7 protein-coding genes, 5 tRNA genes, 1 other RNA gene and 1 pseudogene are annotated in these 14,332 nt (G+C 39.0%); 10 read left to right on the top strand and 4 right to left on the bottom strand.

What is annotated here, in order from left to right; all coding sequences use genetic code 11:
• Positions 1-194 precede the first annotated feature (194 nt).
• Together AAEZ18_RS13805 and trmB are read right to left on the bottom strand one after the other, a co-directional pair.
• Positions 195-1,220 carry a methyltransferase gene (locus tag AAEZ18_RS13805; protein WP_011327253.1) on the bottom strand — a complete coding sequence of 342 codons (1,026 nt, stop codon included), beginning with the start codon at positions 1,218-1,220 and terminating at the stop codon, positions 195-197.
• A gap of 89 nt (positions 1,221-1,309) precedes the next feature.
• Complete coding sequence (trmB, locus tag AAEZ18_RS13800) at positions 1,310-2,035, bottom strand: tRNA (guanosine(46)-N7)-methyltransferase TrmB (protein WP_089367781.1); 726 nt, start codon at positions 2,033-2,035, stop codon at positions 1,310-1,312.
• A gap of 174 nt (positions 2,036-2,209) precedes the next feature.
• Between trmB and mutY the strand changes: the two genes are divergently transcribed.
• Positions 2,210-3,271 (top strand): A/G-specific adenine glycosylase, encoded by a 1,062-nt coding sequence (gene mutY / locus AAEZ18_RS13795; RefSeq protein WP_350595034.1) that lies wholly within the window; start codon positions 2,210-2,212, stop codon positions 3,269-3,271.
• Positions 3,272-3,305: 34 nt separating this feature from the next.
• Positions 3,306-3,578, top strand: coding sequence for an oxidative damage protection protein (locus tag AAEZ18_RS13790; RefSeq protein WP_011327256.1), 273 nt, complete (start codon positions 3,306-3,308; stop codon positions 3,576-3,578).
• A 51-nt stretch (positions 3,579-3,629) separates the two neighbouring features.
• Here the strand turns inward: AAEZ18_RS13790 and AAEZ18_RS13785 are convergent, their stop codons facing one another.
• Complete coding sequence (locus tag AAEZ18_RS13785; protein ID WP_350595031.1) at positions 3,630-6,404, bottom strand: hybrid sensor histidine kinase/response regulator; 2,775 nt, start codon at positions 6,402-6,404, stop codon at positions 3,630-3,632.
• A gap of 337 nt (positions 6,405-6,741) precedes the next feature.
• Here AAEZ18_RS13785 and AAEZ18_RS13780 point away from each other — a divergent pair.
• The 8 genes and pseudogenes from AAEZ18_RS13780 (at position 6,742) to AAEZ18_RS13745 (ending at position 13,725) form a co-directional block, all read left to right on the top strand.
• Positions 6,742-6,817: transfer RNA gene (locus AAEZ18_RS13780), tRNA-Phe, on the top strand.
• 72 nt (positions 6,818-6,889) lie between these two features.
• Positions 6,890-6,965, top strand: a tRNA-Thr gene (locus AAEZ18_RS13775).
• Between the two features lie 144 nt (positions 6,966-7,109).
• A tRNA-Phe gene (locus AAEZ18_RS13770) sits at positions 7,110-7,185 on the top strand.
• Positions 7,186-7,244: 59 nt separating this feature from the next.
• Positions 7,245-7,320 (top strand) — tRNA-Thr (locus AAEZ18_RS13765).
• A 222-nt stretch (positions 7,321-7,542) separates the two neighbouring features.
• A tRNA-Phe gene (locus tag AAEZ18_RS13760) sits at positions 7,543-7,618 on the top strand.
• Positions 7,619-7,927: 309 nt separating this feature from the next.
• The gene (locus AAEZ18_RS13755) at positions 7,928-9,346 is read left to right on the top strand and encodes an efflux transporter outer membrane subunit (protein ID WP_350595033.1); all 1,419 of its coding nucleotides are present in this window, start codon (positions 7,928-7,930) and stop codon (positions 9,344-9,346) included.
• Entirely contained in the window at positions 9,336-10,637 is a 1,302-nt protein-coding gene (locus tag AAEZ18_RS13750; protein ID WP_339683725.1) for an efflux RND transporter periplasmic adaptor subunit, read from the top strand. The genes AAEZ18_RS13755 and AAEZ18_RS13750 overlap by 11 nt, the downstream gene beginning before the upstream one ends.
• Positions 10,634-13,725: pseudogene (locus tag AAEZ18_RS13745) on the top strand (efflux RND transporter permease subunit). The gene AAEZ18_RS13750 and the pseudogene AAEZ18_RS13745 overlap by 4 nt, the downstream one beginning before the upstream one ends.
• A gap of 138 nt (positions 13,726-13,863) precedes the next feature.
• On the opposite strand, the gene ssrS reads toward AAEZ18_RS13745, so the two are convergent.
• A non-coding RNA gene (ssrS, locus tag AAEZ18_RS13740) (6S RNA) lies at positions 13,864-14,045 on the bottom strand.
• Positions 14,046-14,332 lie beyond the last annotated feature (287 nt).

Below are 14,332 nucleotides of genomic sequence, written 5' to 3'. Positions count from 1 at the left end.
AGGTTTGCCAGCAGATAGACGGCTTGAAATAGTTCTCGTACCTTATCCTTATTTATTTGTTATAAAAAGGTCAAATACTTGATTTTACTATTCCCCTCAATATTTTGACTATTATTGCTAAGCGGTAAAATTCAGGAGGGTAATTAATTTTATAAATAAGTTTGAGCACGTGAGGTGCTCAAACATGAGCATTATTAACTGCTGTAAACGGCAAACTTATTATTTTTAAACACGGTTTGATAGTTATCAAATTGTGCTTCTAAAATTGGCGGGTATTTTAAAAAGCTATTAGCAACAATATTTAACTTACCTGCTTTAGTTAGGTGCTGTTTAGCATTGGCTAAAAAGGTTTCAGCCACTGTGTAGTCGGTTGCAATACCGGTATGAAAAGGTGGGTTACTAATAATAAGATCGAACTTACCTGTAATGTTAGTAAGTCCATCACTTAAGAGGGCTTCGCCTTTAATGTTATTAAGCTTAAGGGTTTGCGTTGTTGCATAGATTGCCAATGCGCTCACATCACTACAAACAAAGCTCAATGCCGGATTTTGCAGCCCTAAATAAGTTGCAATTAAGCCAGCGCCACAACCAAAATCGAGCACAGTACCTTGCTTAATAAGCGGAGCGTTTTCAAGCAATATTTTAGTGCCAACATCTAAATTACCGTGATTAAATACCCCAGGAATACTGATAGCGGTAAATTCGCTATCGGCCACACTGACCGTAAATGGCTTATGATAATCGCTAATATTAAACTGACTAAGTTGTTTAAGCTCTGCAAATGAATATAAAACACAGTGCTTTGCTGAGTCTATTTTATTACTAAAATTAGCTTTATCAGTAAGCTGTTTTTCTATTGATTTAACACCACTCTTATTTTCGCCAACCACCAGTAACTCAGCATCTGCTGTAATTACTGCGCGTATATTATCAAGCGCCATAAGAACTTCAGGTTTTGATTTTGGATAGTAAAGAATCACTAAATCAAAGTCGTTACCGCTAATACAGTGGTTTACACATACATCAACGCCGGGTGTGTTTTTGGCAAATTCGCCATTAGCATGATTGTAGCTAAAGGCGGTTATTTTACTCTCAGGGTTGCGCTTTTTAAGCTCGGCTAAAAAGCCATCTTGAACAAAGTTGACCACCAATATAGATTTCCCAACTAACTTTTCGCTATTGCGAAGTAACAGTAGGCTTGGATTGGTTAATACGCTCATAAATGGCTTTACCTTACAGATTATATAATTTACAGAGTTATGTACTTAACCTAAATGTTGGTTAAGATATTTATTATCCGAAATACAGATTACTTAGTGCGTTCAAACATTAAGTCCCACACACCATGACCTAAACGATGGCCGCGTTGCTCAAACTTGGTTAACGGGCGTAAATCAGGGCGTGGTACGTAGTCGTTTGTTGCTGACTGGTTTTTAAAGCCAGGCGCAGCTTGCATTACTTCAAGCATATGCTCAGCATAATTTTCCCAGTCGGTAGCCATATGAAAAACACCGCCCATTTTTAACTGTGAACGTAATTTTTCAACAAACTCGCCTTGTACAATACGGCGTTTATGGTGACGCTTTTTATGCCAAGGGTCAGGGAAAAACAATTGTAAGGTTGTTAAACTTTCATCTGCTATACAATCGGCTAAAACTTCAACCGCATCGTGTTCAAAAATACGCAGATTAGTAATACCCGCTTCATCAGCATCCATTAAACAAGCACCAACGCCTGGGCGGTGTACTTCTATGCCAATAAAGTTTAAATGCGGGGCATTTTTTGCCATTTCAACCAGTGATTTGCCCATACCAAAACCAATTTCTAGCACTACATCATTGTTATTGCCAAAAACTTCGCTTAAATCAAGCATGCCATTTTTATGCTCTAAGCCCATTATTGGCCAGCATTTTTCGATAGCGGCAGCTTGGCCTTTGGTTAAACGACCTTCGCGCTTTACAAAACTACGAATAGTGCGGATATACTTACCTTCTTGCTTTGCTTGCTCAAGATTAGTGTTACTTGATTCACTCATATTATTGGCCTGACAAAAATAACTGGTTTAAAAAATGGTTGCGTATTATCCCTGACCAAGCCATGGATAACAAGCTCTAGCTGATTTTACTAGGTGTATAGAGGCGCTATAGCTTGATCTTTTCACTAACTGCAATAAACTGAGCCGCCATTGAGCATACGTAAAAAGTAAACTATTTTGGATTTAAATAAACAGCAGTCAGATTGGTTTTCTAACCAAGTGGTTGATTGGTATCACCTTCATGGTAGAAAAACGCTGCCGTGGCAGTTAGCAAAAACACCCTATAAAGTATGGGTGTCTGAAGTGATGTTACAACAAACTCAAGTAGTGACCGTTATCCCTTATTTTGAAAGGTTTATGCAAAGCTTTCCCGATATTATTGCTTTAGCTAACGCCAATGAAGATCAGGTGCTGCATCACTGGACTGGTTTAGGGTATTACGCAAGGGCACGTAACTTACATAAAACAGCTAAAATAGTTCGTGACAAGTATCAGGGGCAGTTTCCTACAACGCTTGAAGAGGTTATTGATTTACCCGGAATAGGGCGCTCTACAGCCGGTGCAGTGTTATCACTTTCACTTGGGCAGCATCACCCCATACTCGATGGTAATGTTAAACGAGTATTAGCCCGTTTTTTTATGGTTGAAGGCTGGTATGGTGTTAAAAAAGTCGAAAGCCAACTTTGGCATTTGAGCGAGCAGCTAACGCCTAAAAATAACGTAACCGAGTTTAATCAAGCTATGATGGATTTAGGCTCGAGCTTATGTTCGCGTAGTCGTTTTGACTGCCCTGCATGTCCGTTAAGTAGCCGCTGTGGTGCATTTAAAACGCAGCAGGTAAAAACATTCCCACACTCAAAACCTAAAAAAACAGTGCCGAAAAAAAGCTGCCATCAGTTAATTATTAAACATGATGAAAAAGTGCTCATGGAAAAACGGCCTAACTCAGGAATATGGGGCGGGTTGTTTGGCTTTTTTGAGTTTAATGAATTGAGCGAACTAGAGGTGTTTATAGCGCAGCAAGGGCTAACAGCTGACTTAGTGGCGCTTGAACCCTTTACCCATATATTTTCGCACTTTGAACTTACTATTAATCCACATGTGCTAAATGTAGTACAAATTCCAGATGTAATTAACGATCGACAATTAGTTTGGTACCTACTAGATCAGTCAATTGAGGTGGGTTTAGCAGCACCAACTAAAAAGTTGGTTAAACAAATTGCACCAATAGGTTAGACTTGTTTATAACTATCGCTAAAGAGAATTAATTATGGCACGTACAGTATTTTGTCAAAAGTTACAAAAAGAAGCTGAAGGGCTTGGATTTCAATTATATCCTGGCGAAATAGGCGAAAAAATCTTTAACAATATCTCTAAAGAGGCTTGGGCGCAGTGGCAGCACAAGCAAACAATGCTGATTAACGAAAAGCATTTAAATATGATGGACCCAGAGCATCGTAGCTTTTTAGAACAGCAAATGGTTGGTTTTTTGTTTGAAAACAAAGAAGTAGAAATTGAAGGCTACAAACCACCAGAAAAGTAATTGTTATGTGGTATAAAAAAAGGGCTAAATAGCCCTTTTTTTATACCTAAATTAATTCGGTTGTTCTTGCTGCTCGGCACTTTTAATTTGCTCTTTTAAAAATTGAGCAGCTTTAGAATATTCAATTTCTAATTGATCTCTTAAATCAATTAACTTATCGCTGTTTAGTTCATCTGTTTTACATTGCTCTTCAAACACGACGGCCAGTTCAGCGACGCGATGCGCCCCAATGGTTTTAGATATAGACTTTAACTGATGACACCCCTCAAGAATGTCATTAACGTTGCTTTGCATAACACCAAAGTTAATCGACTTTATTAGCTCTTGGCTTTGCTCTAAATACATTTTAAAGAAACGTATTTTCTTCGCGTCATCGCCATTAATGTATTTAGCTACTGAATCCATATCTATTGGCATTGCTGGCTTTTGATGTGGTATGTCTATGCTCTTGTGATTGTTTTTTTCATTCCAGCGTATTAGTGTATTTTCTAAAACGTTAAGCTCAACAGGCTTAGTAATAAAGTCGTTAATACCAACAGCTAAACAGCGTTCTTTTTCACCTTTTAAAGAGTTGGCTGTCACGGCTATTATATAAGGCTGTGAAATAACCGAACCTAGCATTTCGGCCTCATTGCGGATTTTTTCGACCATATCGTAGCCCGACATTATCGGCATATGTAAATCGGTTAAAATGAGCGAATAGTTACCTTTTCGCCACATATTAATCCCTTCCTCACCGTTATTAGCTACTTCAACACCGTAACCTAAGATGTGCAGTTGATCAGTTATAACTTGCTGATTCAAAAGGTTGTCTTCAACTAGTAAAATAAGCTTGTTAGCGGCTAAAGCTTGCTCTGTAGTTAAATAGTTGTCGTATGCTATGGTTTTTTTAATGTGCTTAGGCTGATGTAAACCTGCAGCTACAAGTATTGATAGCATAAAGTTAGACTTACATAATGGCGTTGCGTTAATATAAAAAATATTTTTATGATTAATAGCGGCATCATCTAGCTTGCTTAAAACGACAACCTGCTGATTATTATCCTCTAAAGAGTAAAGTAAACGCCTTAAAAATGCATTTATGCTGTCCATATTATCAATACCATCAACAACCCAAATGATATCTTTAGCATCGTGCAGAGACTCAATTTCTTGCTCGTTATGCACATAGGTTATTTTAGCGCCCATAAATGATAAGTAACGATAGATTACTTTTTCACGGTCAACATTATTGCTTACTACAACAATATGCCTGCCATCTAAGCTATTTTTATGTGCGAACTTAATTTTTCCTGAGGTACTAAATGGCAGTTCTACAGTGAACTCACTGCCTATACCAATATTACTATTAACCGATATAGTACCTAACATTAACTCGGTTAAACTTTTACAAATTGACAAGCCAAGGCCGGTTCCACCGTATTCTCTGGTTATTGAGCTTTCCGCTTGAATAAACGGATTAAATATTTCTCTTAATTGCGCTTGGCTCATGCCTTTACCATTATCGGTTACACAAAAACGTAAAGTGAAGTGTTCTGCTGTGTTGTGAGCCACCTCTACAGAGATATTAACTTGCCCCTTATGCGATTCACTCGTACTGGTAAACTTAATCGCATTGCTGCATAGGTTATATAGTATCTGGCGTACTCGAGTGTTATCACCAATAAGATTAATAGGGATATCAGGAGCAATTGATAAGTTTAAATCTAGATCGCGGTGTTTAGCTATAGAAGAAAGCACGCGCACCACTTCTTCAATCGTATCGGTTACAGAAAACGGGATAGGGTCAATATTTAGTTTGCCTGCTTCAATTTTAGAAAAATCTAAAATATCGTCCAAAATACTCAGTAAAGAAAAAGCAGATTCACGAATAATGGTACTAAGACGATATTGTGAACCGTCTAAATTTGTTTGGCGCAGTAAATCTATAGTCCCTATAACGCCATTCATAGGGGTTCTAATTTCATGACTCATAGTTGCTAAAAAGGTGGTTTTAGCTTCACTTGCTTTTTGCGCATTTAAAGTTTCTTTTTCAAGTGCAAGGGTTCGAGTTTGCACTTCAATTTCAAGATTGTTTTGCAGTTTTTGTAATTCTTTTCGAGTTTTTTCATTCTCAGATAAAGCTGCTTGTACTTTTTTCAATAAAAAATTAATATTTAGTGCGATCACATTTAAGCCATTACCTAACTGTTCATTTACAGTGCTGTTAAAATTACTGCTATCAGTTACAGCCTGTAATTCTTCGCTAAGCAAGCCCGTACTCTTACGTAAACGGTTATTAATATATTGGTTTAATAGCAATGCTAATACAAATAATGTAATAACCGCTATACAAGCCATAAAATAGGCGCTCAATAATGACGTCTGTTTAGTTAAAGTGGGAGGGGATTTTTTTTGTTTTAAAATAAGCTCGCCAATAGGTTGATCGTTAAGCGTTAAAACTTTATGTAAAATACCTTGATCAACTAAATGCTCGTTAAGTTTAATAGCAGCAATTGCAGGTTTGTTAGTACTATATACCAGCTCCGTTTGTGATGTAGCGCTAAAGCGATATAGCGTGTATTCAAAGTTGTCACTAAATACAGAGGTAAGCTCAAGCAGCTCTTGTACTTTACCTTGCCCGTAAATAGTTAAAGCGTCGACTAGAGGAGCTTCTAGCTTGTTAGCCAGTGAAGTGATGTCAATAAGCGGTGTACTTTTTTTAGTATCCATCTCACTTTGAGAATAAAGTGAGATGGCAATTATAAACAGTGTGGTTATAATTATATTACTTAATAAAAAAAGAGGTAACAAACCTTTTATCACTGAAGAGAACTTACTCTGCATGGATTTTTCCTAATTGGTATATTAATAACACGGTAAGCCTTTACCGTACTTTGGGATAAACAAAACAAGTAAAAATAACTCGCCGCAACTTTAGCATAGTTTAGATTAAAATTATGGTGCTACTTTTCACTTGTTTGTAGTATAAATGAGCAGTGTTAATTAAAAAAGACCCGAGTTGCATAAAAACCGTGCAAACAGTTATAAAGAATGAAAAAAAAGTTGACTTGTAACAGCAAAACTCGTTTAATACGCCGCACGCCCAGATAGCTCAGTCGGTAGAGCTCAGTGGGAATTGTATTGAAAATCCTTGTGAAGGGTTTTATTAAAACCGAGTATTGCCCAGATAGCTCAGTCGGTAGAGCAGAGGATTGAAAATCCTCGTGTCCGTGGTTCGATTCCGCGTCTGGGCACCATTATTAAATAATAGTGTTTGAAATCAAAGATATTAAACGGTATTATGCGTGCCTTAGCACACGGTTTTGTGTGCCGACTTAGCTCAGCTGGTAGAGCAACTGACTTGTAATCAGTAGGTCAACCGTTCGACTCGGTTAGTCGGCACCATTTATAATGTAATTTGAAAAGAAAGCTGTAATCAGTAGTCTGTTCAAGTTACCCGTCGACTTCGTTAGTCGGCACTATTTATTTACTAAATCAGTTTAGTAAAAAGTTAGCTTAGAAAATTTAGTTAACTTGCACAGTTTATGTGCCTCGATAGCTCAGTCGGTAGAGCAGAGGATTGAAAATCCTCGTGTCCGTGGTTCGATTCCGCGTCGAGGCACCATTTATTAAAAGTTATCAATCTTTAAAATTGATAAAGTGCCTTAGCACACAGTTTTGTGTGCCGACTTAGCTCAGCTGGTAGAGCAACTGACTTGTAATCAGTAGGTCAACCGTTCGACTCGGTTAGTCGGCACCATTTATAATGTAATTTGGAAAGAAAGCTGTAATCAGTAGTCTGTTCAAGTTACCCGTCGGCTCGGTTAGTCGGCACCATTTATAATGTAATTTGAAAAGAAAGCTGTAATCAGTAGTCTGTTCAAGTTACTCGCTCGACTCGGTTAGTCGGCACCATTTATTTACTAAATCAGTTTAGTAAAAAGTTAGCTTAGAATATTTAGTTAACTCGCACAGTTTATGTGCCTCGATAGCTCAGTCGGTAGAGCAGAGGATTGAAAATCCTCGTGTCCGTGGTTCGATTCCGCGTCGAGGCACCATTTATTAAAAAACCTCACATTTGTGAGGTTTTTTTGTTTATAAAGATTATTTTTCCCTGCATCCCATACAGCTTAAAATTGTTCCAGACTAATTTTAAGCTTATCAGTATACTACTTAGCAACCCCCTTAGTGATACAAACCACTTATAGTTACTTTCAACTTTCTTAATGATCATTAATGTCGAAATAGAGTATAAATAGTTATCCGATAGTTTATGGCTAATTATGTAATGTTATGTAAAGTAAGTTGAGCGTTTTAGTTCAAAGTGCTTGAATTACATTATAAATAGCAGTAATTCAGGTTTAATTATGATTTGGCAACAATACCAGCCAACTTTATTGGCACTCAGTATTGTGCTGCTCAGCGGCTGTGCGAGCAATATAAATTCACAGCAGCGCGAACAAGCACCCAGTAATGTACCGCAGCAATGGCAACAAAAAACCTCTGCGCCGGTATTACACGTACAACAGCAATGGCTTACACAATTACAAAATCCACAGTTAAATCAATTTGTGGAGCAGGCACTTAAAAATAACCAGCAGCTTTTACAAAGTAGTTACGATGTGGCGATCCAAAAGCAGCAGTTAATTGTGTCGGGCGCTGCGTTGTGGCCAACTCTGGACTTATCTGCGCGTACTAGCCGCAGTAAAAATAACCGCCCAATTAGTTATAATAATGCAAGTTCAGTGAGCTTGAATTTAGGTTACGAAGTTGATTTATGGGGCAAGCTGTCAGATTCTAATCGCCAAGCTAATTTAAACTACTTAGCGCAACAGGCGCGCTTTGAACAAGCCAAACAACAGCTAGTTGCCGATGTAGTAAAGGGCTGGTTTGATGTAGTAACCGCAAAGCAATTACTTGATTTATATAAGCGCCGAGAAGCCAATGCTTTGCAAAATCTTGATATTATAGAGTCAGGTTATCGTCAAGGATTAAACGAAGCTCTCGATGTTTATTTAGCTCGCAACGAGCTAAATAATGAGCGTTCACGTATTGCTACTCAGCAAGCTAGCTTATTAACTACAGCAAGAGTACTTGAGCGTTTATTGGGAGATTATCCAAAAGGAATTATCTCGGCAAATAATGACCTACCAGTTATCAATACCGACATTCCACTAGGTTTACCCTCAGAGTTAATTACCCGAAAGCCAACATTACGTGCAAATTGGTATCAGCTTTTAGCAAGTGATGCAAACTTGGCTTATGCCCATAAACAACGTTTTCCAAGTTTAAATTTAACGGCAAGTTTAAGTGATACTACTGATAGAGTAAGTGATTTGTTTTCGCCATCTAGCCTAGCATGGTCATTACTTGGCAGTATTTCAGCGCCTATTTTTAATGGCGGCCGGTTAAAAGCGAATGAAGAAATTGCGCGTTTAAATAGCCAAAAACAAGAGCAGCAGTATTTACAAACACTTTACGATGCTTTTAGCGACGTAGAAAATGCGATTACGCTACAGCAATCACTTAAAGCGCAATATACAAGCACGCTAGAAGCACAAGAAAATGCCCTTGCTGCCGAGCAATTATCGTTTGAGCAATATCAAAGTGGCTTGGTTAGCTACACTACAGTGCTTGATGCACAAGGACGCTCGTTCGATGCTCAAAGCTCCTTAATTAGTATTAAAAATCAATTGATAGCAAACCGAGTTAATTTACACCTTGCCCTTGGTGGCGATTTTGCAAACACTTCAACCGAACTACAGAGTAATAGCAATGAAAACTAAAACAGCAAAAATTATTATTCCAATCGCGGTTATTATTGCCACTATTTTAATCGTCATGTTTATTAAAGGTAACCCGCCAGAAGCTAATCGCTTTGGTGCACCACCAAAAGCATCAATTAACGTAGCAGTTCAAATGTTGCAGCCGCAAAATTATCAAGTGATGGTAGACAGCTACGGCACAGTAAAACCACGTACACAAAGCTTATTAGTTGCTCAAGCATCGGGTTTAATTATAAATATAAGTGATGACTTTAGAGAAGGTGGTTTTTTTAAAAAAGGTGCGCTACTAATCCAACTCGACGATAGAGACTATCAAGCAGAGGTTAAATCGGCACAGGCTAACTTATTAACAGCAAAGCAAGGCCTTTTAGAAGAACAAGCCCGCGGGCAGCAGGCTATTACAGATTGGCAGCGTTTAGGTAATGATAAACCTGCAAGTAGCTTGGTGCTACGTGAGCCACAATTAGCTGCAGCACAAGCACAAGTATTATCGGCGCAAGCAACACTTGAAAAAGCTAAGTTAAACTTAGAACGTACCCAAATAATAGCGCCTTTTGCAGGACGAGTACTTAGTCGTAATGTAGATTTAGGCCAAGTTGTTAGCAACAATACTCAGCTCGCTACTATTTACGCAATAGACAGCGTAGAGATTCGGTTGCCAATAAAAAACAAAGACCTACCTTTTATTAATTTACCTGAGCAGTACCGCGACGGTGCTAAAAACCAGGCCGGATCCGTGATTAAATTTAGCTCTGATTTAGTTGGTGAGCAAACATGGCAAGGGCAGTTGGCGCGTACCGAAGGTGCTATTGATGAAAGTGCACAGCAACTCTACGTGGTTGCTAAAATTAATGACCCTTATAAAGCAACACAAAGTAATCAATACCCAATAAAAATAGGGCAATACGTTAAAGCGCAGATCACCGGAAAAACAGTTTCTGATGCACTTATTATTGCAAATAGCACTATTTATCAGGGGTCTTACGTTTATATTGTTGAGCAGGGAGTATTAAAGCGTAAAGATATAACGCTTGCATGGCAAAATGCCGCTTTTGCAATGATAAAAACCGGCTTAAAAGCAGGTGATAAACTTGTTATTACGCCACTGGGGCAAGTTAGTTCGGGTACACAAGTGAATATTTTAGGCGAAGATAATAAAGCGACTAAACCACAAAGTATGAAGCAACGCCCAACAGCAGAGCAATTAGCACAACAAGCAAAAGAGCAAGGCATTAGTGTTGCAGAGCTAGTAAAAAAACGTCGCGCAGCAAAGCAAGGAGATAAGCCATGATTGCTTGGTTTACCAAAAACCATGTTGCTGCCAATTTATTGTTAGTAACTTTGTTGCTGTCGGGGCTGTTTAGTTTATCGACGAAAATACCGATAGAAGTGTTTCCTTCTTTTGAAACCGATATGATCAGCATTCGGGTTAGTTTACGTGGCGCGACGCCAGAGGATGTTGAGCAAGGTGTCACTATACGTATAGAGGAGTCTGTACAAGATTTAGAGGGTATAAAGCAAATATTTAGCCGCTCATCTGAAGGTTCGGGCTCTGTCACTGTTGAAGTGGAAAGCGGCTACGATCCTCGAGAGTTGCTCGCTGATATAAAAAGCCGTGTTGATGCTATTAATACCTTTCCTGGGGATGCTGAAAAACCCATCGTTGCTTTAGCTGAGCGAAAACGAGAGGTTATAGCGGTAACTGTATCTAGTGATTATGGCGAAAAAGAAACTCGCGAGTATGCAGAGCAAGTACGCGATCAAATATTACGTTTACCCAGTGTAACGCAGGTTGAGTTAAGTGGCGTGCGCGACTACGAACTGGCTATTGAAGTAAGCCAAGATACCTTGCGCCAATATGACTTAACACTGTCGCAAATTTCTAATGCGGTTGCCAACTCAAGCTCAGACATTTCTGCAGGTAACTTAAAAACCCAAGGTGGCGATGTACTTATTAGCTCAAAAGGGCAAGCATACCGAAAGGACGAATTTGCCAGCATAGTGGTTAAAAACCACAGCGACGGTACTATTATTCGCTTAGGTGATATAGCCACAATTAATGACGATTTTGAAGAAACCCCAGTGCGCACTCGCTTTAACGGTAAACAAGCCGCTTTTATCGACGTATACCGAATAGGCCCACAAAGCGCAATTACAGTTGCCGATGAAGTAAAAGCCTATATAAATGCCCAGCAACCTTCATTGCCGCAAGGTTTTGCATTAAGTTATTGGGATGACGACTCAGAGCTAGTTAAAAGCCGTATTGCCACGCTCACCACTAACGCCTTACAAGGCGGTATTTTAGTGCTGGCACTGCTAACCTTATTTTTACGCCCAGCTATCGCATTTTGGGTGTTTATTGGTATTCCGGTGTCGTTCATGGGGGCATTTATTGCTATGCCTATTTTTGGCGTAACGCTTAATGTAATGAGCTTGTTTGGTTTTATTTTAGTACTCGGTATTGTGGTTGATGATGCCATAGTCACCGGAGAGAACGTTTACACCCATTTAAAAACAGCCGAATCGGGCGAACAAGCTGCCATATTAGGTACCCAAGAAGTAGCAACGCCAGTGACTTTTGGTGTATTAACCACGGTAGCGGCCTTTTTGCCATTAGCCTTTATTGAAGGTGCACGCGGGGCATTATTTGCACAAATTCCGGTGGTGGTTATTCCGGTATTATTATTTTCTTTAATTGAGTCTAAATTTGTTTTACCTGCACATTTAAAATACATAAAACTACGTCATCAAAAAGATAAGCAGTCAAAATTTGATCTGCTACAGCAACGTTTTGCTGATGGCTTTGAAAGCGCTATTTTAAAATATTATCAGCCTATTCTTAATTTAGCTCTGCGCCATAAACTGGCAACGGTAAGCTTATTTGTTGGCGTATTTTTAATTATTTTAACTATGATCACCAGTGGTTGGACTAAGTTTGTATTTTTTCCACGTATTCCCAGCGAAACCGTAAAACCGTACGGGTAAATTTAACCCTACCTGCTGGCACACCGTTTGAAGTAACTAATAAGTACGTGATCGATATGTCGCAAAAAGCGCAGCAATTACAAGACAAATACCGTGACCCTGATACGGGTGAAAGCGTTATTTTAAATATTTTAGCAACAACGGGCGGGCGCGGCGGAGTATCTAACTCAGGCGCAGTACGCTTTGAAATTACCCCAGTTGAAAAACGTGATTCAGATATTGGCTCACGCGAGCTTGCCAGTGAATGGCGCGAATTAATTGGCGTTATTCCCGGCGCTGAAAGCCTCACCTTTAGAGCCGAAATTGGTCGTAGTTCAGATCCAATAGATGTACAACTTAGCGGTACATCGTTAAAGGTTTTACAAGATGTGGCAGATCATATTAAAACGCGTTTATCGACCTACCCAACCGTATTCGATATTGCCGATAGTATGTCTGATGGTAAAGAAGAGTTACAAATAGAGCTTACAGAGCAAGGCTTAGCGCTGGGTTTAAATAGAGTAAATGTAGCAGGGCAAGTGCGTAACTCGTTTTTTGGCTCGCAAGTACAAAGGATCCAACGTGGGCGAGACGATGTGCGCGTAATGGTACGTTTGCCTATTGATGAAAGACGCTCGGTAGCCGACTTACAAAATATACTCATAAACACACCTGCCGGTGGCTCAGTGCCTTTATCGCATGTGGCTATTTTAATTACAGGGCAAAGCCCGTCTACTATCAATCGAATCGATCGTTACCGTACTTTAAATGTGACCGCCGATATAGAGAAAAGCAACACTAACATGACCATACTCCAAGCTGATTTATCCCAGTATTTGGATGAGCTAATGCAGCAATACCCAGGAGTTGATTATGCATTAGAAGGAGAAGCAAAAGAGCAAAGAGAGTCGTTTGGTTCACTTGCTTGGGCGTTAGTATTTGTATTTTTTATTATTTATGCGCTATTAGCGATACCGTTTAAATCGTATTTACAGCCATTAATAGTAATGAGTGTTATACCCTTTGGCATGATAGGCGCTGTAGTAGGGCATTGGATCATGGGAATGGAATTAACCATTATGAGCTTGCTTGGCATGCTAGCATTAATTGGCGTAGTGGTTAATGACTCGCTGGTATTAGTTGACTATATTAATAAAAAACGCACAGAAGGGATTGAATTAATTGAGGTAGTTAAACTTGCCGGCGCGTCACGTTTTCGCCCAGTTATGCTAACTAGCTTAACCACTTTTATAGGATTAATGCCGTTATTATTTGAAAAAGCGACTCAAGCGCAATTTTTAATTCCTATGGCTGTGAGCTTAGGCTTTGGAATTATATTCGCCACCTTCATCACTTTATTGCTAGTACCGGTAAATTATATGCTCATGGAGCGTTTTCAGGGTTGGTTTAAGTAAATAAGTGTAAGCATTTAGAGTTTAGCTGTAAGTAAGCAATTACTTGCAGCTTCTTTTTGCCAAAGATTATAAAAATAATTTAGAAAGTTATAACAAAAAAGACAAATAAATAATAAGAGGGATTATAAAAATAAGAAGGTGTTCCCCAAAGTGTGGTGTTGGTGTCAGTCCTGAAACCTTGAGGTTTCAGGGCGGGAATCTGCGGTTTACCGTAGGCTTCTCGGTACATGCCGAGCTTGCACAATAGTATACGAACAGAAACCCTGGTATAAAATTTATCGGCTCAGGGACTTAACCAAGCTCCAGCACTCCAGGGAACAAATCCAGTATATAAGACATAATCGAAAGCTTAAACCCCAAAAGCAAAATATTATTTTGTTTGCGTGGTTATTATGCTCTTGTTACTAGTTATTTACTTATGAGTGTGCTTTTTAACCATAAATATGTTTTTTTATATATTGGGCTTAATAAAGTATACCGCAGCAATAAAGAGCTGCCACTATTAAAGTGTTTAATAGTGCCCCTTAAGCCACGGCTAGCGCATTTTAATCCCAGACTCTAACAGGGTTGAGCGGTAATCATCGTCTAGCCCTGCCATTTTCTTTTT

This window comes from Pseudoalteromonas sp. 19-MNA-CIBAN-0066, from assembly GCF_040308705.1.
GTDB lineage: Bacteria > Pseudomonadota > Gammaproteobacteria > Enterobacterales > Alteromonadaceae > Pseudoalteromonas > Pseudoalteromonas nigrifaciens.
This window is presented reverse-complemented; position numbering and strand designations above follow the sequence as displayed.

What these genes read in the sequence shown, in the direction of transcription:
- AAEZ18_RS13805 (WP_011327253.1), bottom strand. Translation starts at nt 1,220, where the DNA reads ATGAGCGTATTAACCAATCCAAGCCTACTGTTACTTCGCAATAGCGAA.
- trmB (WP_089367781.1), bottom strand. Translation starts at nt 2,035, where the DNA reads ATGAGTGAATCAAGTAACACTAATCTTGAGCAAGCAAAGCAAGAAGGT.
- AAEZ18_RS13790 (WP_011327256.1), top strand. Translation starts at nt 3,306, where the DNA reads ATGGCACGTACAGTATTTTGTCAAAAGTTACAAAAAGAAGCTGAAGGG.
- AAEZ18_RS13785 (WP_350595031.1), bottom strand. Translation starts at nt 6,404, where the DNA reads ATGCAGAGTAAGTTCTCTTCAGTGATAAAAGGTTTGTTACCTCTTTTT.
- AAEZ18_RS13755 (WP_350595033.1), top strand. Translation starts at nt 7,928, where the DNA reads ATGATTTGGCAACAATACCAGCCAACTTTATTGGCACTCAGTATTGTG.
- AAEZ18_RS13750 (WP_339683725.1), top strand. Translation starts at nt 9,336, where the DNA reads ATGAAAACTAAAACAGCAAAAATTATTATTCCAATCGCGGTTATTATT.